Raw genomic sequence first — 20781 nt, forward strand, 5'->3', positions numbered from 1 at the left:
GATGTTCGGTCGTCTGGATGTCCGGTCGTCCGGATATCGCATGTGTTCGAATTTCCTGTCGAACGACTTGTCCGTCTCGTCCGCTATTCCCCGCCTCACAAATGCAGGAATAGAACTTCAGCCCTCTATCTAACGTAGAAAAACCTGCACTTTCGCAGGTTTTCGTTCGCCGGTATGCGGTTTTAAGCTTTGCGCCCCATGATGACGACGTCGCGATCGATGCCGTCGAGAGTCGCCACGCCGGGCAACAGCCCCCATTGCTCGAAGCCGAACTTCTTCAGCAGCCCCAAGCTCGGACCGTTATGGCCGAAGACGAGGGCGACGATGGTGCGAATGCCGAGACCCGGACAAGCTTCCAGCGCCGCGGCGAGGAGTCGGCTGCCGACCCCGCTTGCCCGATTGTCCGCCGCGATGTAGATGCTGATCTCGGCCGTCGCGTCGTACGCGGCCCGGATATGGTACGTCGAGAAGCTAAGCCAGGCGATGATCCGGCCCGCATGCTTCATGACCCATAGCGGTCTTCGCTCCTCATTATGCTCTTCGAACCAACGAATGCGGCTCTCCACGGTGACGGGTTTCAAATCCGCCGTCACCATCCGGCTCTCGATCGTGGAATTGTAGATGTCCACGATCGTCTCCAGGTCTCCCCTCGTTGCATGCGCGATTGTATAAGATTCCATACGATAACCTCCGCGGTGTTTGTTCTGGGAGTTTAACTCGTCTAATCGTCTATTGGTTGCCGTTCGAACGTTTCGTTTGCCACAAATCGAGAATCTTCTTTTCTTTTTCCGCGTTCATGCCCGCTTTCCGGACTTTGCCGTCCGTCCTGGCGTCGTCCCATTCGAGCGTCGCCTCGATCGTTTCCTCCAGAGGCCGGAACGTCAACCCTTCCGCGAGCGCCCGATCGATATCGACGTCCAGCATATAACGCGCATCCGCCGTCTCTCCCGTTCCGGGTATCCATAGGGGAAGCTCCATCCATGGCCCGGCGCCGTTCGCAAGCAAGAATTCGTTATCGACCCATTCGAACCCCGCGCCTCCGCCGGACGCTTGGTTGGTTCGTTCAAGGAAATCTTTCATCGTCGTCCGAATAGCCGGTCCCGTCGCGTTATAGGTGCCCGTTCTCCGGCTTTCCGCCATTCGCACGATCCACTCCGCGAGATCCCTAACGTCGATGAATTGCACCGGCGCGTCGGGCAGGCCGGGGGCAATCGTCTCCCCTCCCTCGCGTAAGCGTACCGGCCAATAGGTAAAGCGGTCCGTCGGGTCGTTCGGCCCGACGATTAAGCCCGGTCGGACAATAAGCGCGCGTCCCGGAAAGCCTTCCCGTACGACTTCCTCGCACGACGCCTTCAGCGGGCCATAAGCTTTCGCGACATCTTCAGTCAAAGGGTCGTCCAATGTGCCCGTGGCATGCGTCTCATCTTTGCGAGGCTCGCGAAATCCATCATAGACGGAGATGCTGGAAACGAAGACGTATAAGCCAACGGCGTCCGTTAACCGCTCAACCGACTGTCGTACGACTCTCGGCACGTAACCCGACGTATCGATGACGAAGTCCCATTTCCGTTCCCCGAGCGCGTCGAGGTTGCCGTCCCGATCTCCCGTCAGTCGTTCGGCGCCCGGCAACGGCCCAGCGGGTTTCGATAACCCCCTGCTGAAGACGGTCACCTCATGCCCCGCCTCCAAGGCGCTTCGAGCGACGTGATAACCAAGGAATACCGTTCCCCCTAGAATAAGTACCTTCATCTCTAACCTCCGATCTCGGATAAGAAACGATAGAAGCTGTAAGCTCCGAAAGCGAATAACACGATCGCCGAACCGTAGTTGATCAGCCGGAGCGCATTCGCCGTCACCGTTCTCTTCAACAAGCCGATAATAAAGCCCTTAAGCCATAAATCCATAAATTGAGCCGCACCTTCCGCATGATCTTAAATCGCGCAGTCGTCGATTACAGAACGCCGGAAATTTTGCCGTTCACGAACGCGATGAACGAAGAACGCTTGTACAAGACGAATTTATGCCGCGCGCCCGACTTCAACGTCAACAGAATGCCGTTCGGAACGATACCCATCGTGTTGCGTTTGGCGATCGACGCGATATCGGCGTACGGGATATCGAGCGGGGCGGATTGAATGTTGAGAGCGTGCGGAACGAACTTCATTCGGGTTTCCGACGCGTGTAACCAACCGCCTACCGATTCGATTCCTCTAAAGAGGTTGGCTGCTTTCTTGAATAATACCGGTTCTTCATTCTGCTGTTTCTCGGATTGGACTGTTTGCAACGTTCGTCTCTCCTCATGGTCGGATGATGGTAAAATGGGTAACATTCCCTTTATTTTAACGGAAACTTGCATACATTCCCATCCCCTTCTGCATGCTAACCGGAAGGACGACAGAGGAGCGGTGATGCAGCGGCATGGCGGCGCAATCCCCCGAATGCGATTTTTCCCCGATGAAGGAATTGATCAAACAGGATATCCGGTCGACGATGGAGAAGCTCGAGCAGCTCCTTGCCCGGCTCGATCAAGACGAACGGTGCACGTTGGGCGAATTCGAGAATATCAAAAAGAACTTCCTCGACATCGAATCCCGGGCGGCGACGTTTTATTTGAATTGTTATCTTTCTCCGTTCATGGAGCGATACATGGACCTGTCGCTTGCGATTCGTTCGCTGTCCGGACGCAGGCACGGCGCGCTCATCGCGGTCGAGCGCGCCGACTCGACTTCGCCGTTCGTCCAACCCGGCATTCCGATCAACGCGCCGGTGTCCCATTCTTTGCTTGAAGCGATTTTCTATCCGGGAAATCCGCTTCACGACGGCGCCGTGCTCATCCGCTCGAACCTGATCGTCTCGGCGAAGCACGTATTGCCCCTCACGTCCGCGCAAGGAAACGAACGCATAACGGGAACGAGGCATCGCGCCGCCGTAGGCTTGTCGGAGCAATGCGACGCCATCGTCATCGTCATCGTCATCGTCGTGTCGGAGGAGACCGGCAACGCGTCCTTCGCGATCGACGGACAGTTATACCCGGTCATAACTCCTTAACGAGCATTCCCTTTTGCAACTTTTTCCAATTCGCGACGTCTAAACAGGCATGCCCAGAGCGGCTACATTTTCCAATAGGAGCGTGCCTTAGATGAATGCCTTTCTCTCCTTGATGCTCGCCGTTACATTAATCGCGGGTGGAAAAGCCGACCAGACGACGCCCACGATGCAAGTCCATTCCGCGGTGAACGGGAACGAGACTTTCGCGGCGCTCATCCAGAAAGGCCGCGCCTACGTCGACGCGGATGGATTGTTGAAGATCCTGCCTTACCGATTGGACAAGGACAACGTGACGCGGGACGCTAAGGGTCACACGCTTTACGTCCACGGCGAGAGCTATCCGGATTTGAAGAGCGACACGCTTATCTTCAAGAAGGACGCGAAGTCGTTCAAGATCGGGAAAGCCGACATCGCCTTGCAAGACCCGATCGTCGCGATCGGCGATCGTCTCTATATCCCTCTTCGGGGGATCGCGCATTACTATCATCTCAAGCTGTCGATCGACAAGAACAAAACGATCCAAATCTCGAAAGCAAACCATGAAGAAAAGATGGTCATCGCGAATACGGCCGTTATCGCCCGGGCGAACGCGGATCGATTGATCGCCCTCACGAACGAACATATCCAAGCGGCCAACGACAAGGATTTCGCCAAGTATCTCTCCACGCTGCTCCCTAAGCTCAAGGAGGTCGACGAATACAATCCTTGCTTTTTCGTCTGGTTAGACGCCGAAAAACAGCCCCTGAAGCTCCGAAGGATCGATTTCGTTTCCGAGAACATCGTCGGCAAGTCGCCGCGCATCATCGCCGAAGTGAAATGGACCGGTCGGCAAATGCAAGTCGCCTACTTGAAGGACAAGAACGGCGAATGGAAGATCGGATCGTTGGATTGACGACCGTCGGATTCGCGGCCTCCGATTAACGCTCGCCGGCCTCGATCGCTGCGACCCGGCTCATGGGGCCGGATTCGCCGATTTGACTCTCCAACCGAGCGGTCCCTTCTTCAATTCGAAGAAGGGACTGTCGCTTTTCGATACGATATACGACTCCCCTTAGCTTCTTTCGTCGATCGGCGCGCTGAACGCCAATATCGGATGAAAGGTAAAGAGCAAGTGCTTGCGAATGGCGAATTGCGGCGTCGGAGACGGCAGAAAGACGATATAGAAAACGAGCAAAGCGGCGACGGTTATCCAGACGTACCGGTATTTGCCCCGCATCCGTTAGATAGCCGGCATCACGTTGCCGCCGCTCACCGGCAAGTATGCTCCCGTAATAAAGCTGGCAAGGTCCGACGCGAGGAACGCGACAGCGTTCGCGATCTCTTGATCGGTGCCGCGACGCTTGAGCGGAACGCTAAGCTGGTACGATTCGCTCACTTCGGTATGGTTCTCGCGATCCCGGTCGCTGATCGTCCACCCCGGCGCCACTTGGTTAACCGTGATCTGGTGCTCGCCGATTTCCTTCGCCAGCACGCGATAGACGCCGTCCATGCCTCTCTTGCCCGCGACGTAAGCGGATTGCGAAGGGAAGTTCTGCATGACGCATTCGGTGTTGATGCCCACGAACCGCCCCCACTTCTGCGCGATCATGTCCGGTGCGAACGCCTTGGCCAAGTAGACGCTTTGCATGACGCACGTGTCGAATTGGCTGGCGTAATCTTCCGGCGCTTGTTCCAATATCGTCGTCCACTGGTATTGCGCGACCGCGTTCGCGACGACGATGTCGACGGAGCCGAGCTGCTCCTTAATCTGATCCTTCATCGCGACGATCTCTTCGAGACTCGTAATATCCGCTTGAAAGATGGCGGCCCGTCTGCCGTAACCGTGAATTTCGTCCATCAATTCCGAAGCTCTCGCCGAGTTGCTGTTGTAGTGAACGGCGACGTTCGCGCCGCAATTTGCAAGCGTTCTGGCCATGACGCGGCCCAATTGCCCCGTTGCTCCCGTAATCAGTGCCGTTCTATTGGTCAAATCGATGTGCATGCCTCGAATGCCCCTCTCCGCGATATGAATGTAATGATAGGCAATTTCGCGAGAAAACACAACGTGAATAGAGACGCATCCGCGCAACGAAAAAACCCGCGAGGATCGCGGGTTCAAGCGTGTTCCGTACCGATTATTGGATTTGATCGTTAAAGGTGCTTCGCGATCAATCCCTCGTACACCGCTTTCGGCCGAAGACCGACGATTTTCTCGACGGGCTCCCCGTCCCGGAAGACGAGTACGGTCGGCATCGACATGACGCCGTAAGTCGAAGCGGCGCCGGGAGAATCGTCGCAGTCGACCTCGATGAACGCAGCCTCCATTCCCCTCTCTTCCGCCAGCTCGTCCAGAATCGGCTTCAATACTTTGCATGGCGGACACCATTTCGCGCCGAAATCGACCAGCGTAATGCCTTGTTGCCGGATGCTTTTTTGCAAGCTTTCGTCGTTCGCGATCAACATGAGTCGTCGCCTCCTACGGTTTTATCGTCGTTCCCGTATCGATCGGATGCGGTCGAGCAAGTTCGAACGGATCTCGGACAACTGGTGGATACGATCGTCGATTTCCTTCAGCTTGCTCTCGTATACAGGAAGCACTTGCTCGCAGAACGCTTCCTCGTTGATGAGCACGCAGTTCAGGAAACCCGCGATCTGCTCCGTAGAGATGCCGAGGGCGAGATAGAGCTGGATCGTCTTCACCTGCTCCTCCGCCAGGGGCGAATAATCGCGATAACCATTATCCGCCCGGACCGACGATAGTAGCTTCATCTCTTCGTAATAACGTAACGAACGGACGCTCACGCCCGTTCGCGCGGCCAGTTCTCCGATCCTCATGACGAACACTCCTTTCCTACGATCGATACGAGAACAGTATAAACCCTGACATTACTGTCAGGGTCAAGAGGCTCTTCATTGTGAAGTCGCTAAGCGGCGACGTTAATCTCTTTCGTAGATCGAGCCCGAACGGCTGGCGAAGAATTCGGCGTACACTTTCTCCGCGTAAGCGTCCGTCATGCCGGAGATGTAATCGGCCGCGAGCCTCTCCCAGCTCCACTTGTCTTTCTGCGCTTCGTAGCTCTCCAGCCAATCCGGCGGGATGATCAGGCGTCCCGTCTCGTAGCTCTTGAAGCTGCCCCATAGCCGTTCGATCATGACCTCGCTTCGTTTATGCAACCGTTGCACGCGGAAATCCTTGATCAAAGTCACCCACGCGAGCTTCTTCAAGATTTCGATCGTGCGCAGCAGCTCCACGTTTTCCTTGCCGTCGCGAACGAGGGTTACTTTTTTCCAGCCTTTGTTCGGATCGTCGATAATGCCGACTTCGCTCGCGAACTTGCGAACCCATCTCGCCTTCATTTCCCTGCGCGTGCGCGAAGGCTCGCGGTCGCACTCGGCGTAGATGATCTCCCACTGCTCCAAGTAATGAATGAGGACTTGCTTGACCATTGCCGCCTGGTCGATGCCTTCCCAATTCGCCGGCGAATAGCTCGGGTCGCTCGTGATTTCCTGAATGACGTTCGCGACGACGCGGTCGTCCTCGAAGAAGCGGCGGTCCATCTGGATTTTTCCGGCGCGGATGCCGTCTTCCAAGTCGTGCGTCGAATAGGCGATGTCGTCGCATAAGTCCATGAGCTGAGCCTCTAGCGTCGCGCATCCGACTGGCATGCCCCATGCTTCCCGTAACGATTCGATGCCTTCCCATTCTTTGCGGTAGACGCCCTTCTGCCTGCCCGGCTCGTCGATGCAGAACGGGTATTTGTTGATGCCGAGCAACACGGCCGCCGTCAAGTCCAAGCCGCTGCCGCTCCCCGCCCGTTTCTCGAGAAACATGAGAATGCGAAAGTTCTGCGCGTTGCCTTCGTACTTGAGCCCGTGATCCTTCCGAAGCATGCTATCCAGCACTTCTTCGCCTTTATGTCCGAACGGCGGATGGCCGAGATCGTGCGCGAGCGACGCGCATTCGACGACCTCGGGATCGATCATGAGCCCGGGATGTTCTTTCAGGGAAAGGGACGGATCGGTCTTGAGCAGTCTCCGCGCGACTTCGCGGGCGATCTGCGACACCTCGAGCGAGTGCGTCAGCCGCGTCCGGTAGTAGTCTCCGGAGCCCGCGCCGAACACTTGCGATTTGCCCTGAAGCCTTCGGAAAGCGGGAGACTGGATCAACCTCGCGTAATCTTTCTCGTATTCGTCGCGGTCTTCGCCGGAATGGATGTTCTCCGTGTCGTAAAGTCTCATTTTGCGTACGTTCATGCCAGCCGCCTCTTTCTTTCGTTCCAATTCTGCTCATTCCAAAGCATTACAGGCCGAAGAAACTTTGTTTCTTCTCCATAAATTGATCTTGGATGAGATAAGTCCACGTCCGGGTCGGCGATTTCAAGCCGAGCTTCTCCCAGTCGATCGGGTCGCCGTACGCGCCGGACTTCAGCTTGTTCATCGTCGCGGCCGTCTCCTTCTCGATCTTCTCCGGCAATTGCTCGAACGCATGGATGATCCGGTGGTGGAATTCGTCGGCAGGGTTGCGGTTAGCCAAGCTCTCTAGATGGATCGCTTCGCGGATGTAAGACACGTAGGCCAGGTGGTCGGCCCATGCTTTATCCATATGGAACAATGTCGCGCGCCGTTCCGCGGAGCCGAGGGAATCTTCGTTGAATAGCACTTCTTCCCGCTGCTCTTGGTGAATGCGCCGTTGCTCCTCGACCATGTCCGAATATTTGTTGAGCGTTTTGCGGATTTCGAAGTTCTGTCCCATGACGACGCGCTGGATATGATCGGTTTTCTTGTTGAAAATGCTCTCTTCGAGAGGCTCGTCCTGCTTGCGGTTCCGGTAAGACGCGGGCAGCGCCTTCTCGATGCCGAACCGCTCGATGAGCTCGTCCTCCAGGCAGACGTAGAAGCGCGAGGACCCGGGGTCGCCTTGGCGGCCGGCGCGCCCGCGAAGCTGGTTATCGATACGCGCGCTCTCGTTCATATGCGTGCCGATGACGTAAAGGCCGCCGAGCTCGGAGACTTTCCCGGCTTGATCCGGATCGCCTCCGCCCAAGCGGATGTCGACGCCCCGTCCCGCCATGTTCGTCGATACGGTGACCGCGCCGAGCACTCCCGCCCTCGAGACGATCTCCGCTTCCTTCTCGTCGTTCTTCGCGTTCAGCACGTGGCACGCCACGCCGGATTTCCCGAGCGCCTCCGCGAGCTGGTCGGATTCCTCGACGCTGCTCGTGCCGATCAGGATCGGGCGCTTCGTCGCGTGCACTTCGGCGATCTCGCGGACGAGCGCCTTTAATCTCGCTTCCTTGTGCGTGAAAATCCGGCTTTCGTGGTCGATGCGGATGTTCGGACGGTTCGGCGGAATTTCGACGACTTGCAAATTGTACGTCTCTTCGAATTCGTCGGCGGAATCCTGCGCCGTCGCCGTCATGCCGCTGATCTTCGGATACAGGCTGAGCAGATGCTGCAGCGTGATCGTTCCGAGGATTTTGCCCGCCGTATTCGACGTCATGCCTTCCTTCGCCTCGACCGCGGCCTGCAAGCCGTCCGGCCAGTGCCGGTTCTCGGCGACGCGGCCGGTGAACGGATCGATCAGCTCCAGCTTGCCGTCGCGGATGACGTAATCCACGTCGCGTTTCAATAGCGACTCCGCGTGGATCGCGCAATTTAACGACGTTAACAAATGCGAATTGTGCGCTTCGTACAAGTTGCCGCTGCGCAGCGACTTCTCCGCTTTCTCTACGCCGGCTTCCGTCAGGAACACGTTGCGCTTATTGTCGTCGAAGTCGTAGTCGTCCCCTTGGGTCAACTCCCTGGCTAGCTGCGCCATTCTCCCGCCGTCGCCTCCCGTCGAAGCGACTTCCCCCGCGATGACGAGAGGGACGCGCGCTTCGTCGATCAACAGGGAATCGGCTTCGTCCACGATCGCGTAGTGGAACGGACGGTGGACGATATCGGCGGCTCGAATCGCGATCGTGTCGCGCAAATAGTCGAATCCGGCCTGCTTCGCCGTCACGTACGTGACGTCCGCGGCGTACGCTTGCTGTCTTTCTTCCGTCGTCATGCCTTCTTTGACGGAGGCGACAGTCAAGCCGAGGAAGCGATAGACCGGCCCCATCCATTCGGCGTCGCGTCCGGCCAAGTAATCGTTAAAAGTCAGCACGTGGACGCCTTTACCCTGTAAAGCGTTCAAATACGCCGGCATGACGGCGGCGAGCGTCTTGCCTTCGCCCGTCCTCATCTCGACGAGATAACCTTCGTGAAGGGCGGCGCCGGCTAATACTTGCACCTCGAAAGGTTTCATGCCGAGGGTGCGGCGAGCCGCTTCGCCCGCGATCGCGAACGCGAGCGGCAGCAGATCGCTCAAGGGAGCGCCCGCTTGGGCTTTCTTCTTCAGCGCGAGGGACTCCGCTTGCAACCGCGCGTCGTCCCAGGATTCGACGTGTTGGCCGTGAACGGCCTGCGCGATATCTTGGAAAGGTTTTAATTTATGCTGTACGAAACGGCTCTTGACCTTCTGTACGAGCTTGGCGGCGAAATTCATCGGCACAGTCCTCTCTGTCTCTCTAGGTATTGTTCTTATTATAGGGATTACGTGCCGTTTTTCATAGGGTAACGCTCGGGGAGCGGGACGACGCGCCCGGCTCCAGCCAAATGTCTTTGAAGTCCATCCAGCCCAGGTAGTTCAATTCCACTCCTTTGACGGTCGGATGAGCGAGCGTGCCCAGCTTCTTGTGCAGGATAAACAAAACCTCGTTGTCGTCCCGGATTTTGTCTTCGATGCGGCGGAACACGGCGGTACGTTCCTTGGCGCTATCGCTGCCCAGCGCGTCTTCCACCTGCCCTTGTACCCAAGCGAGCGCGTCGGCGCCTAGGCTTTCCTTGATGAAATTGCCTTCTTGGAAATAATTCTCCACTTCGCACACTTCGTCCCGCGCGATCACGACCTCGAACATGATGCAATCGGCGCTCGCGATCAGCGCAGGATCGCCGATTTTCGTCTTGGCGTCCTTCCTCACCGTCAACCGGACGTCGAATTCGGCGAGTCTTCGCGATAACCATTCGGCGTCGGCCCCATGCATGCCATAAATGCTGAGCGTGATGGTCTCCCCGTCGTAACCGGATTCCCGCAATAACCTCTTCGCTTCTTCTTCGTCGAGCACGTCCTCCATCACCGGCGTCCGTTCTGTCGGCGTATACCCGCGCGCGGGATAGACCCGATTGCCCCCGACCTCTTCGATCATCTTGCGACGGTTAAGCAGAAGGTCCACCGCTTTGCGGAACGCCGAAGATTGATGAGGCCCGGGCTTGCGCAAGTTCCAAGTCATCATCAGGCAGCCTTTATCGAGCTCTTCCATGACCGTCCACTCCGGACCGGGCTCTTCGACGCTCGACGTGTCGTCGAACAAGAACCGTCTCCAGTTGGAGAATGAATACTTGGAAGGCAAACCTTCCGGCATGAACGCGATCACGACGCGGTCCAAGTGCGCTCGGCCGAGGTAATAGTCTTTGTTCGACGACAGCTCCAACCGATCGGCCGTCCATTTGTTCAGTCGGAAAGGTCCGCTGCCGACAGGACGATCGATGAAGAACCGTTCGTCCTTCTCCACGAGGTCGTGGGGGACGATCGACATGCCCGCGGAGCTCAAATAACGGTGGAAAATCCGATTCGGCCGGGCTAAGCGAATACGCAACGAGCGAGGCCCCAGCAGTTCAATCTCGGTCACGCCTCGAACCATCCAACTCATTGCGCGACTTCCCCTCAAGCGCTCCAGCGAGAAATTGACGTCTTCAGACGAGATTTCCCGGCCGTTGTGAAACCGGGCGCCCTTGCGCAAGTACAGCGTGAATTCGGTCCAATCCTCGTTAATGTCCCACGCGTGGGCAAGTCCGGGACTGACCCTGTCGGACGAGTAGTCGTAATGAATCAAGGAATCGTATAATTGCCGGATGATATGGGCGTCGAACGCGCAATAAATTTCCGCGGGGTCGAGGCTCAAGATCGGATAATAAACCGGGAATCTTAAAATATCGACAGCTTCGTTCCCTTCAGACGAATCCACGGAATAGCCGAAATGGCCGTTCAGCCATTGAAGGTACTTCTCATGGACGCCTCCGCCGTCGCGCGCGTCGTAAGCTTGAAACAGCTCGAACGCTTGCTTGTACTCCCCTTTAGAGGAAAGCCGCTGCGCGTAATCCAACAGCAGATCGTCCTTCTCCGCGAGAAAAGCAAGCCGGGACGCGTTGCCCCTGCCCCTTCCCGCGCGCCACCGGATCAGCCCTTCGTCCGCCAACTTCCGGATCACGAGCTTCGCGTTCCGTGTCGTGCAATAGAGCGCGCCGGCCACTTCCTCCGTCGTCGCTTCGATTTCCGCTCCGGTCTCGCTGTTCGGACCTAATTTATTTAAGATCATCAAATACTTATCCAAAAGCGCGTTCATCTTCATGCCCTCCCGTCGAAAAGGGGAAATACGAAGAGCAAACTGTACCCTTTTTTTCCTCTTTTGACAACAGCATAATGAAGCTCAGAACGAAACGCAAGGAGGAAAAAGAAATGAACTTTCATGAACACGATTTGAGGATTTTGTCGGCCGAACGCCACGAACAATGGGAACGTCGCATCCGGGACGCTTCGGACCGCAAAGCGGCGAAACGCGAGAAAGCGGAAGGCAAACGACGCGCCTCGGAGCCGAAAAACGAAAAAGAAGGGTGCTCGAAGGCCCCTTCCCTGTCTATCCACGGCTTACGCTGACGGACTTGCCGCCGACCCGGATTCAACGCCGCGGGAGACGAACTCGGCGTCAATGAGTGCTTCGATGTTCTCCAGCAACTTTGTGATCTTCTCGTAAATCGGATCGTTATAAGACTCCTCCGCGGCAGGAAGTTCCTTCGCGAGCCTGTTCACTTCATCTCTATACTCTTCCGTAACCCGGGCGGTGAATGAGTTCCCGTAGGCTTCGATGATTCGTTGGAACGCTTCGGCGTTTTCCGGAGCGAATCGACGATTCTCGAACACGCCGTCGTTGCTGGACCCGTTAAGGAAACCGAGCAAATTACGATACAGAACGCTCTTCGCCAAGTCGAAGCGAGGAGAATCCGAATGCTCGAGCAAATAGTTTTCCGCCTTCAACGCCCTTTCGCCCAACTGTTCCCATGGGATAACGATGCTGCCGTCCGCCAGCGACGGTTCGTCGGATTCGGTCGCCATGAGGGAGACGTAGTCGACCATCGCCGGGCTTAAGTAGCCGCTATAAGCCTGCAGTGCGCGATAATCGACGATGGGCTCGAGAACGCCCTCCCCCGCATTGAACTTGTATTTGCCTTCGATGGCGCCTTTGACTACCGAGCGTAGCCCTTCGTCCGCGATCGTCGCGATCTGGGCATCGTCGACCGGATTCTGAAAGAGCTCAAAAACACCCTCATCGTTCGCATCCCTAATCGAGGCTTCCATTTTCTCCGAGTCCGCGCGGTAGAATGCTTCCAACGCCATGAACATCGTGTCCACGCCATCGGCATCTAAGAGCGGCAACTGATTCTCGAATATAGCGATCGCTTCTTTGGCGGACGTCGCCGCTTCGATCGTTCGAGGCAAAGCCTCTTCGTATGAAGCGGGAGTCGATGTCGGTTCGGCGTAAGTAGCGGATGGCTCGGGCGGCGACTTGCCGCAACCCGATAGCGTGATGACCGCCGCCACGAGAAAAATATACAAATAACGCATAATTGTCATTTCACCGTCCTATTCGCGATTGCTTACTACTACGCATTTAGACGATCGGAATTTCCAAAAGTTGTAGCGCTCGCACGAAATAGAAAAAGCCCGTCGCCGGGCCTTTAGTATGTAGAGAAACCAGTATGGCGTAAACGGACCTGATTAAACGCTATCTCTCGGGGCTCGGTCGTCGCAATAGCCCTGCCTTGCCTGCCTTGCCTGCCTTGCCTGCCGTGCCTGCCGTGCCTGACAAACTGCATAAGTGCAGGTTGATCCCTTCCGAATCGGCAGCACAGCGTAACAACCTGCACCCACTACAGTTTGTTGAGCTGAAAGGGTTCATTTTGCACAAAAATCGGCAAACAACCTGCATATATGCAGGTTGCCCTCGAACTTTTGAAAGTACGAGCCCAATAAACTGCACATTTGCATTTTGTCTGGTCCAGCGAGGCAATCATGGTTTCGCATTGGCGGCCGATACAAAATCGATTCGAGTATCTGTAGATGTGGATTTTCTCGACAACCTGAGATCCCGTCGTCGGGCCCTCCCTTAAATGTACTTCGTCAAGATGTGCTCCACGTGCCGCAGATGCTCGCGCATCGATCGCGCGGCCCTTTCCGCGTCCCGGTTCCGTATCGCTTCGTAGATGGCGGAATGCTCCAGGAACAACCGCTCCGCGACCGCCTTGTTCGCATAGAGCTCGACCCTGCGAACGTCGCGGATCGATTCCTCGAGCTGGCTCGCGATCGACTCGAACAATCGGGCCAATATCGAATTGCGCGTCGCTTTCGCGACGGCCCGGTGGAAACAAACGTCCGTCCGTTCCCCTTCGAGATCGAAGCCGATCGTCAGCTCCATCTGCGAGACAATGGACGCCAGCTCCGCGACGTCGGCTTCCGTCCTCTTGGCCGCCGCGACGGACGCATTGGACACTTCGAGCGATTGACGGGCTTCTAGCAGCTCCAGCAGCGTCTCCCGGTTCATGCGAAGGGAGTAAAGCTCCGGCATGGCGACTTCGAGCTCGGCGGGCGTATTGCGTAGGACGCGGCAGCCGCCGCCTTGGCGAATCTCGATCAGCCCCATCGCCTTCAGCGCGCTGAGCGCTTCGCGGGTCGTCGACCGGCCGACGCCGAAGCTCTCGGACATCTCCCTCGTGGAAGGGAGTTTATCCCCGACCCTCAGCTTGCCGTCCATAATCATCCGCGCAAGCTGGTCCTTGATTTCTTCGTAATGGTTCCGCTTCGTCAGTCTCGTCATCTCCATGCGCCGCGCTTCGCCCTCCGTTCCGTATGCCGTTCGTTTAATGAAGCTGCCTTATCCGACGATGAGGGCGTATACGACGCCGGGGCCGTGAACGCCGATCGTCAAGTCGTTCTCGATGTCCGAAGAGCGGCTTGGCCCCGAGATGAAGTGAATTCCCGCGGGCAAGCTCTCCCTGCCCTCTTCGTCGAACCGATTCAAGATTTCGCCGAGTCTCGTCTTTAGTCGCTCCAGCGGAATGACGACGACGAGCACGGTCGGCAGCAAGCTGACGGAACGCCCCTTGCCGGCCGAAGAACGAACCATGATCGAGCTCGTATACGCCGCGGCCGCATCGGCCATGACGACGCCGATATCCGCTTCGGCGGAACGGGCCATCCAGACTTGATCCTCATCGGTATTCCATACCGATATTTTCGCGTCCGGCAGCTCGCTTTCCAAATCCAGCTCCGCCAGCTCGGCTTCGTTCTGGCGCACGACGAAACGGGCTCCGAGCGCTTTCGCTTTGTCCGCGATGAAGCTTTTCGCTTCCTCCATCGAAGACAGCCGCTCGACGTGACCGCCGTTATTGCGGAAGTTCTCCGTAAACCGTTCGACCCGCTGCTCTTCCGTCCATTCATAAGCATTCCAGAAATCCGGTGCTCCTCGGTATGGATGGGACGGCGCTTCGGTCACCATCGGACGGCGTAGCTTGGAGGAGATGCCGGCGATGAAGCTCATCTGTTTGACGCGCGATTGCGCCTCCATCATCTTGAGCCATTCGTCGTGGGGTTGATTCGCGTTAATGGCCATGGCCGTGTCCGCCTCCGTTTCCTTTCGCCCGATCGGCGACGAGCTTCTCCATGCGCGTTTTCGCTTCCGCGGACAACTCGCCGAGCTCGCCGCGAAGCTCCGCTTCCAACGTGCGCCAGCCGTCCCGGAACGATTTCTTCGGCAAGCTCGGCGTCACGCGATAACTGTTCCAGCCTTTCAGCGGACCGACCTTGAGCCGAATCTCGCCGCCGCGGGCGACGAGTTTCTGGCCGAACTTGCCCATCTTCAAAGCGGACTTATACAACGCGGGCTTCGACATCACTTGGGCGAAGCCCTTCATGCCCGCGCCTTCCATCTTGTTGCCGTGGCCCGCTTCGACCTTGCGCCTGCGCAAGTAGACGAGCATGTCGTGCAGCGGGATCTTGACCGGGCACGCTTCGTAACAGGCGCCGCACAAGCTGGAAGCGTTGGCGATGTCGTCCCACTCGGCGACGTTCTTCTGCAACGACGGCGTAAGCACCGCGCCGATCGGGCCGCTGTACGTCCCGCCGTAGGCGTGTCCGCCGATATGGCGGTACACCGGACAGGCGTTCAAGCAAGCGCCGCACCGGATGCAGTTGAGCAATTCCTGGAACTCGGGATCTCCGAGCTGCAAGGAACGGCCGTTGTCGACGATGATGATGTGCATCTCTTCCGGTCCGTCCGCGTCTTCCGTCCGCTTCGGTCCCGTAATGCCGGACATGTACATCGTGATTTTCTGACCCGTCGCGGACCTCGGCAGCAACGTCGCCATGACCTCGAGATCGGTCCAGGACGGAATGATCCGTTCCATGCCCATGAGCGTGATTTGCGTCTTCGGCACCGTCGTCACCATGCGGGCGTTGCCTTCGTTCTCGAAGAGCACCATCGAGCCCGTCTCGGCGATCGCGAAGTTGCACCCCGTCATGCCGATGTCGGCGTCGAGGAACTTCTGCCGCAGCCTGCGCCGCACGAATCCGGCGAGCACCGTCGTGTCCGGCTCCAACGTCTCTCCGGCGTCCTTCGAAAGCAGTTCGGCGATCTGGTACCGGTTCTTATGGATGGCCGGAATGATGATATGGGAAGGCGCTTCGCCTGCCAATTGGATAATGTATTCCCCGAGATCGGTTTCTACCGCTTCGATGCCCTTCGATTCGAGCGCGTGGTTCAAGTGCAGCTCTTCCGTGACCATCGATTTCGATTTGACGACGGACTTCGCTTGCTTGCGTTCGGCGATCGCCATGGAGATGTCGACCGCTTCCGCCGCCGTCTCCGCGAAATGCACGTGAACGCCGTTCGCCCTCGCGTTGTCCGCGAACTGGGTTAAGTAATAGTCGAGATGCGCGATCGTATGCAACCGGATTTGGCGGCCTCTTTCCCGCCATTCCTCCCAGTTGCCGTGCTCTTCGGTCGCCTTGAGCTTGCCGTTCTTCAGCCGTTCCGTCGTGAACTTGACCGCCTTGCGGAGGAAATCGTTGTTCAACGCGATCTCCGCGCGTTCCTTCACAGTCGCGCCGTCTCCATGAACGTGTCCGTGCGAGTTGCCGCTCATGCTTTCACCCCTTCGTACAGAAGCTCGGCCAAATGCATGACCCGGACCGGCTCGTTGCGATAACGCAGATTGCCCGCGATGTTCAACAAGCAAGCCATGTCGAGGCCGACGAGCACTTCCGCTTCCGTCTCCTTCACGTGATCCACTTTCTCTTGCACCATAGCGCCGGAAATATCCGACATCTTCACCGCGAACGTACCGCCGAAGCCGCAGCAATCTTCGGCGTGCGGAAGCGGCACGAATTCCAAGCCCTTCACGTTGTTCAGAAGCGCCATCGGTTCGTCCTTCACGCCGAGAATCCGGCTGCCGTGGCAGGACGGATGATAGGTCACTTTATGCGCAAAGGTCGCTCCGACGTCGGTGACGCCGAGCACTTGAACGAGGAATTGCGTGAATTCGTAAGACTTCGATTGAAGAGAGAGCGCTTTCTCTAACATGACCGGATCTTTCTCGAACAGCTTCGGATAATGATGGATCATGCCCGTGCAAGAGCCCGAAGGCGAAATGACGAAGTCGCAATCTTCGAATGATTCGATGATCGTCTTGGCCGCTGCGCGCGCTTCGTCCCAGTACCCGCTATTAAATGCCGGTTGGCCGCAGCAAGTCTGCATGGAAGGAAACTCGAGCTTGACGCCGTACTTCGCCAGCAGCCGCACCATCGCTTCCCCGACGCGGGGATAGATCGCGTCGCTTAGGCATGTAATGAACAACGATACTTTCATGTCGCACCTCTCATGAAGAAGAGCCGAGTCGCTCCTCCGTTTATCGTTCATATCTATCAGGTTATCAGACAAGTTGAAAGGAGTAAAGCGGCTATCGCTAGCCGCTCCGCCCGATTATACCGCGATGACGCGTATGCCGAGATCCTCAAGCTGACGGATCGTATCGGCGGGCATCCGCTTGTCGGTGACGATGACGTCCACTTGGGACAAGTCGCCGACGTGCGTAAACGCCTGGACGCCGAACTTGCTGGAATCCGCAAGCAGGATCACTTGATCCGCCATGCCGATCATCCGCGATTTGATTCGCGCTTGAAGTTCGTTCGATTCGCTGATGCCGCGCTCGAGATGGACGCCTTTGCAAGACAGGAACACTTTGTCGACGTGGTAAGCGTCCAAGGAACGCTCCGCGAGCGGACCGACGAACGACAGCGAGCGTTGCGCGAGAATGCCTCCGGTCGCGATGACCTCGATCTTCTCCTTGCCGCTCAGCTCCGTCGCCACTTTGATCGAGTTAGTCAAAACGGTCAACGAGAGATCCGGCACGTCCGAAGCCATGTACCAGGCGGTCGAGCTCGCGTCGAGCAAGATCCGGTCCTTCGGCTGGATGAGCTTGATCGCTTCGCGGGCGATTCGCCTCTTCTCGTCCGCATTCGTGATTTCGCGGACGGAGTACGGAATTTCCGGATGGGCAAGCTTATCGTCCCTGACGCTGACCGCGCCGCCGTGCGACCGCCGCAACCGTCCGGATTGCTCCAGGCGGTCGAGATCGCGGCGGATCGTTTCTTCCGTCACCTGGCATAACTCGCTAAGCTCGGATACCCTGATGCTTCCCCTCTCGTTCACCCATCCGACGATTTTCTCGTAGCGTTCCGCAACTAGCATAACGGCGTCCTCTCTCTCTCTATGCGTATCCTGAACGTTAAGCTTGCGCGATACCGGTCGTCCTAGCGAAATCGGCGTAAGCTTCGTTCCAACGTAGCCCTTCCTCGGGTTCGTACGTCTTCACCGGGAACGATTCGCGGATCGCGCGCCTCGCTTCCCAAATGTTGGCGAAATCTCCCTGCGCGATCCACTGGACGGCAAGGTTGCCGATGGCGCTGCCTTCCGCGGGTCCCGCCCATACCGGCTTGCCGATCGCGTTGGACGTCCACTGGCAGAGCAGTTCGTTCTGAATGCCGCCTCCGACCATATGCAACCCGCCGAACCGCTGGCCCGATAGCCTCTCCGTCAACTCTAGCACGTAACGGTATTTGAGCGCCAGACTTTCGAATATCGTTCTCGCGATCGAACCGGTCGTCTCCGGCGGTTGCTGTCCCGTTCTTCGGCAATATTCCGCGATTCGCGAGGGCATGTCTCCCGGCGGCAGGAACAGGTCGTCATCGGGATCGATGTACGCCGCGAACGGACGGGCATCGTTCGCCATCCGCACGAGCTCGGGGAATGAATGCGAGAGGCCTTCCCTCTCCCACTCGCGCCTGCATTCTTGAATGATCCAGAGGCCCATGATGTTCTTGAGCAGCCGGTACGTGTCCGCGACGCCGCCTTCGTTCGTGAAGTTCAGCTTCTGGGCTAGCTCGTTCATGACCGGTTTGTCGACTTCCGTCCCCATGAGCGACCACGTTCCGCAGCTTAAGTAAGCGAACGACTTTTCCGTCGCCGGTACGGCCGCGACCGCGGAACCCGTGTCGTGCTCCGCCGCGGCGTAGACCGGAATCGACGGCACGCCCAGCTCCTCGCAGACGCTCGCCTGCAGGTATCCGGCCAATTGTCCGGGCTTCAGCACTTCGCCGAACCAACTCCGTTCAAGACCGAGCAACCGAAGAAGCTCCGCGTCCCAATCGCCGGTCAACGGGTTGAACAGTTGCGTCGTCGTCGCGTTCGTGAATTCGTTGTGCGTATTGCCCGTGAGGAAATAGCGCAGCAAATCCGGAATCATGAGCAGGCGAACGCCGTTGTTTAGCCAAGGCGAATTCGCTTGCTTCAGCGCGGCCAGCTGATAGATCGTATTGAACGGCAGGAATTGAATGCCGGTACGGGCGAAAATAACGGAGGCCGGAATGCGCTCGAGCACGTTTTCCATCGCGCCTTCCGTGTGGCGGTCCCGGTAATGGTATGGATTGCCGATCAATTCTCCGTCCTTGCCCAAGAAGCCGAAATCGACGGCCCACGAATCGATCGCCATGCTCTTGAGCGTTATGCCGCGATGCTTCGCTTTCAGCAGGCCTTGCTTGATCTCGTGGTACAGCCGAAGAACGTCCCAATGCAGCCTGTCCCCGACTTGGACCGGGTCGTTCGGAAAACGGTGAAGCTCCTCGACTTCGATCTTGCCGCCGACAAGGCGGCCGAGCAGCGCCCTTCCGCTGCTCGCGCCGAGGTCGAACGCGAGAATGCTCAACGTTCCCGATCCGATCTCGCGATCCTCATGTTCGGTTATGTTCGACATCGTCCCTCACCCTTGCGCGAATGAATTAGTTGCCGCGTTGCGACAGCACTTCCCGTTCGTAGGCTTTCACGTCGGCGAGCCAATCCTCGCGAACCGGCACGCCCATCTTCTCGCAGTAATAATCCCACACCGCTCCGAACGGATACGATTTGAACTCTTCCGTCAGCGCGAGGCGCGTCGTGTAGTCGCCTTCCAGCTCGGCTTTCTTGAGCGCGTCGACCGGATCGAGCATGCCGCGAAGCAACGCCTTGATCGTGTTGCGCGTGCCGATGACCCACGCCGCGACGCGGTTAATGCTCGCATCGAAGAAATCGAGGCCGATATGCGTCTTGCCGAGCAGTTCGCCACGGACGAGCTCCCGGCCGATATCGATCAGCTCGTCGTCGAGCGTGACGACGTGGTCGCTGTCCCATCTCATCGGGCGGCTGACGTGAAGCAGGATGCCGTCCGCGAATAGGGAAAGCGAGCTCAGCTTGTTCGAAATGACTTCCGTCGGATGGAAGTGTCCGGCATCCAGGCAGATCAGCTTGTTGTTGGCGATGCCGTAGCCCATGTAGAACTCGTGGGATCCGACGACGTAAGCTTCGGAGCCGATGCCGAACAGCTTGCTCTCGACCGCGTCAAGGTTGTGCGCGGGATTCAGTTCTTCGGCGAACACTTCGTCCAAAGACGCTTTCAACCGTTGGCGAGGCGCGAGGCGATCGACCGGCGTATCCTTGAAGCCGTCCGGCACCCATACGTTCGTGACGCAAGTCTGGCCGAGCTGTTCGCCGATGTAAGCGCCGATTTTGCGAGACGCTTTGCAGTGGTCGATCCAGAAGCGGCGAATGTCTTCGTCCGGGTGGCTTAGCGTGAAGCCGTCCTTCGATTTCTCGTGGGAGAAGCAGGTCGGGTTGAAGTCCATCCCGAGACCTTGCTCCTTCGCCCAATCGACCCAACGTTGGAAGTGCTTCGGCTCCAGGCGGTCGAGCTCGACTTTCTCGTCCGTGTCCGCGTAAATCGCGTGAAGATTCACTTTATGTTTGCCGGGAATGAGCGAGAACGCTTTCTCCAGATCGGCGCGAAGCTCGTCCGGCGTCGTCGCCGCTCCCGGATAGTTGCCGGTAACGGAGATGCCGCCCGTCAAGTCTTGGCCGCGGTTCAAGAAGCCTCGAACGTCGTCCCCTTGCCAACAGTGCATCGAAATTTTGATGTTTTGCAGTTTGTCCAACGCTTGGTCGACGTCGATGCCGTGTTTCGCGTATTGCTGTTTCGCGGATTCGTAATTGCTCAATACGTTTGGTTGCACGTCTTCCCCTCCTTGGTCGC

General features: G+C 57.6%; 22 protein-coding genes. 3 read left to right on the forward strand and 19 right to left on the reverse strand.

Going from position 1 to position 20781, the window contains the following annotated elements; translation table 11 throughout:
* Window positions 1–182: 182 nt before the first annotated feature.
* From ACFPPD_RS02340 to ACFPPD_RS02355, 4 genes are read right to left on the reverse strand one after another with little or no spacing between them, the layout of a single operon-like run.
* The gene (locus ACFPPD_RS02340; RefSeq protein ID WP_209742731.1) at window positions 183–680 is read right to left on the reverse strand and encodes a GNAT family N-acetyltransferase; all 498 of its coding nucleotides are present in this window, start codon (window positions 678–680) and stop codon (window positions 183–185) included.
* A 49-nt stretch (window positions 681–729) separates the two neighbouring features.
* Window positions 730–1749 carry an NAD-dependent epimerase/dehydratase family protein gene (locus tag ACFPPD_RS02345; protein WP_209742733.1) on the reverse strand — a complete coding sequence of 340 codons (1020 nt, stop codon included), beginning with the start codon at window positions 1747–1749 and terminating at the stop codon, window positions 730–732.
* Window positions 1750–1751: 2 nt separating this feature from the next.
* Window positions 1752–1904 carry a hypothetical protein gene (locus ACFPPD_RS02350; protein ID WP_209742735.1) on the reverse strand — a complete coding sequence of 51 codons (153 nt, stop codon included), beginning with the start codon at window positions 1902–1904 and terminating at the stop codon, window positions 1752–1754.
* A 47-nt stretch (window positions 1905–1951) separates the two neighbouring features.
* Window positions 1952–2284 carry a PH domain-containing protein gene (locus ACFPPD_RS02355; protein ID WP_209742737.1) on the reverse strand — a complete coding sequence of 111 codons (333 nt, stop codon included), beginning with the start codon at window positions 2282–2284 and terminating at the stop codon, window positions 1952–1954.
* A 134-nt stretch (window positions 2285–2418) separates the two neighbouring features.
* On the opposite strand from ACFPPD_RS02355, the gene cdaS reads away from it, so the two are divergent.
* Window positions 2419–3048: a sporulation-specific diadenylate cyclase CdaS gene (gene cdaS, locus ACFPPD_RS02360; protein ID WP_209742739.1), complete on the forward strand. Its 630-nt coding sequence runs from the start codon at window positions 2419–2421 to the stop codon at window positions 3046–3048.
* Window positions 3049–3139: 91 nt separating this feature from the next.
* Window positions 3140–3940: a stalk domain-containing protein gene (locus tag ACFPPD_RS02365; RefSeq protein ID WP_209742741.1), complete on the forward strand. Its 801-nt coding sequence runs from the start codon at window positions 3140–3142 to the stop codon at window positions 3938–3940.
* A gap of 159 nt (window positions 3941–4099) precedes the next feature.
* On the opposite strand, the gene ACFPPD_RS02370 is transcribed toward ACFPPD_RS02365, so the two are convergent.
* From ACFPPD_RS02370 to ACFPPD_RS02400, 7 genes are all read right to left on the reverse strand, one after another.
* Window positions 4100–4264: a hypothetical protein gene (locus ACFPPD_RS02370; RefSeq protein WP_209742743.1), complete on the reverse strand. Its 165-nt coding sequence runs from the start codon at window positions 4262–4264 to the stop codon at window positions 4100–4102.
* 3 nt (window positions 4265–4267) lie between these two features.
* Complete coding sequence (locus tag ACFPPD_RS02375) at window positions 4268–5029, reverse strand: SDR family NAD(P)-dependent oxidoreductase (RefSeq protein ID WP_209742745.1); 762 nt, start codon at window positions 5027–5029, stop codon at window positions 4268–4270.
* A 149-nt stretch (window positions 5030–5178) separates the two neighbouring features.
* Window positions 5179–5490 (reverse strand): thioredoxin family protein, encoded by a 312-nt coding sequence (locus ACFPPD_RS02380; protein ID WP_209742747.1) that lies wholly within the window; start codon window positions 5488–5490, stop codon window positions 5179–5181.
* Between the two features lie 21 nt (window positions 5491–5511).
* On the reverse strand, window positions 5512–5862 hold the full coding sequence (locus ACFPPD_RS02385) for a MerR family transcriptional regulator (protein WP_209742749.1): 351 nt from the start codon (window positions 5860–5862) through the stop codon (window positions 5512–5514).
* Between the two features lie 102 nt (window positions 5863–5964).
* Window positions 5965–7281 (reverse strand): deoxyguanosinetriphosphate triphosphohydrolase family protein, encoded by a 1317-nt coding sequence (locus ACFPPD_RS02390; protein ID WP_209742751.1) that lies wholly within the window; start codon window positions 7279–7281, stop codon window positions 5965–5967.
* 46 nt (window positions 7282–7327) lie between these two features.
* Window positions 7328–9559 (reverse strand): accessory Sec system translocase SecA2, encoded by a 2232-nt coding sequence (gene secA2 / locus ACFPPD_RS02395; RefSeq protein WP_209742753.1) that lies wholly within the window; start codon window positions 9557–9559, stop codon window positions 7328–7330.
* A gap of 61 nt (window positions 9560–9620) precedes the next feature.
* Window positions 9621–11456 carry an ABC transporter substrate-binding protein gene (locus ACFPPD_RS02400; protein ID WP_209742755.1) on the reverse strand — a complete coding sequence of 612 codons (1836 nt, stop codon included), beginning with the start codon at window positions 11454–11456 and terminating at the stop codon, window positions 9621–9623.
* Between the two features lie 113 nt (window positions 11457–11569).
* Between ACFPPD_RS02400 and ACFPPD_RS02405 the strand changes: the two genes are divergently transcribed.
* The gene (locus tag ACFPPD_RS02405; protein WP_209742757.1) at window positions 11570–11767 is read left to right on the forward strand and encodes a hypothetical protein; all 198 of its coding nucleotides are present in this window, start codon (window positions 11570–11572) and stop codon (window positions 11765–11767) included.
* On the opposite strand, the gene ACFPPD_RS02410 is transcribed toward ACFPPD_RS02405, so the two are convergent.
* The 8 genes from ACFPPD_RS02410 to rhaA all read right to left on the reverse strand — a co-directional run bounded on the left by ACFPPD_RS02410 (window position 11759) and on the right by rhaA (window position 20761).
* A complete protein-coding gene (locus ACFPPD_RS02410) occupies window positions 11759–12742 on the reverse strand; it encodes a hypothetical protein (protein ID WP_209742759.1) in 984 nt (327 codons plus the stop codon). The two genes, ACFPPD_RS02405 and ACFPPD_RS02410, sit on opposite strands and share 9 nt — an antisense overlap.
* A 532-nt stretch (window positions 12743–13274) precedes the next feature.
* On the reverse strand, window positions 13275–13988 hold the full coding sequence (locus ACFPPD_RS02415) for a FadR/GntR family transcriptional regulator (RefSeq protein ID WP_209742761.1): 714 nt from the start codon (window positions 13986–13988) through the stop codon (window positions 13275–13277).
* A 51-nt stretch (window positions 13989–14039) separates the two neighbouring features.
* A complete protein-coding gene (locus ACFPPD_RS02420) occupies window positions 14040–14777 on the reverse strand; it encodes a LutC/YkgG family protein (RefSeq protein WP_209742763.1) in 738 nt (245 codons plus the stop codon).
* Window positions 14767–16308 (reverse strand): LutB/LldF family L-lactate oxidation iron-sulfur protein, encoded by a 1542-nt coding sequence (locus ACFPPD_RS02425; protein WP_209742765.1) that lies wholly within the window; start codon window positions 16306–16308, stop codon window positions 14767–14769. Before ACFPPD_RS02425 ends, ACFPPD_RS02420 begins: the two co-directional genes overlap by 11 nt.
* Window positions 16305–17030: a (Fe-S)-binding protein gene (locus ACFPPD_RS02430; RefSeq protein WP_209742767.1), complete on the reverse strand. Its 726-nt coding sequence runs from the start codon at window positions 17028–17030 to the stop codon at window positions 16305–16307. Before ACFPPD_RS02430 ends, ACFPPD_RS02425 begins: the two co-directional genes overlap by 4 nt.
* A 114-nt stretch (window positions 17031–17144) precedes the next feature.
* Window positions 17145–17912 carry a DeoR/GlpR family DNA-binding transcription regulator gene (locus ACFPPD_RS02435; protein ID WP_209742769.1) on the reverse strand — a complete coding sequence of 256 codons (768 nt, stop codon included), beginning with the start codon at window positions 17910–17912 and terminating at the stop codon, window positions 17145–17147.
* Between the two features lie 37 nt (window positions 17913–17949).
* On the reverse strand, window positions 17950–19425 hold the full coding sequence (locus ACFPPD_RS02440; protein WP_209743648.1) for a rhamnulokinase: 1476 nt from the start codon (window positions 19423–19425) through the stop codon (window positions 17950–17952).
* Window positions 19426–19498: 73 nt separating this feature from the next.
* The gene (gene rhaA, locus ACFPPD_RS02445; RefSeq protein ID WP_209742771.1) at window positions 19499–20761 is read right to left on the reverse strand and encodes an L-rhamnose isomerase; all 1263 of its coding nucleotides are present in this window, start codon (window positions 20759–20761) and stop codon (window positions 19499–19501) included.
* Window positions 20762–20781 lie beyond the last annotated feature (20 nt).

It is taken from the genome of Cohnella suwonensis (genome assembly GCF_042655365.1).
In the GTDB taxonomy this organism is placed as follows: Bacteria; Bacillota; Bacilli; order Paenibacillales; family Paenibacillaceae; genus Cohnella; species Cohnella suwonensis.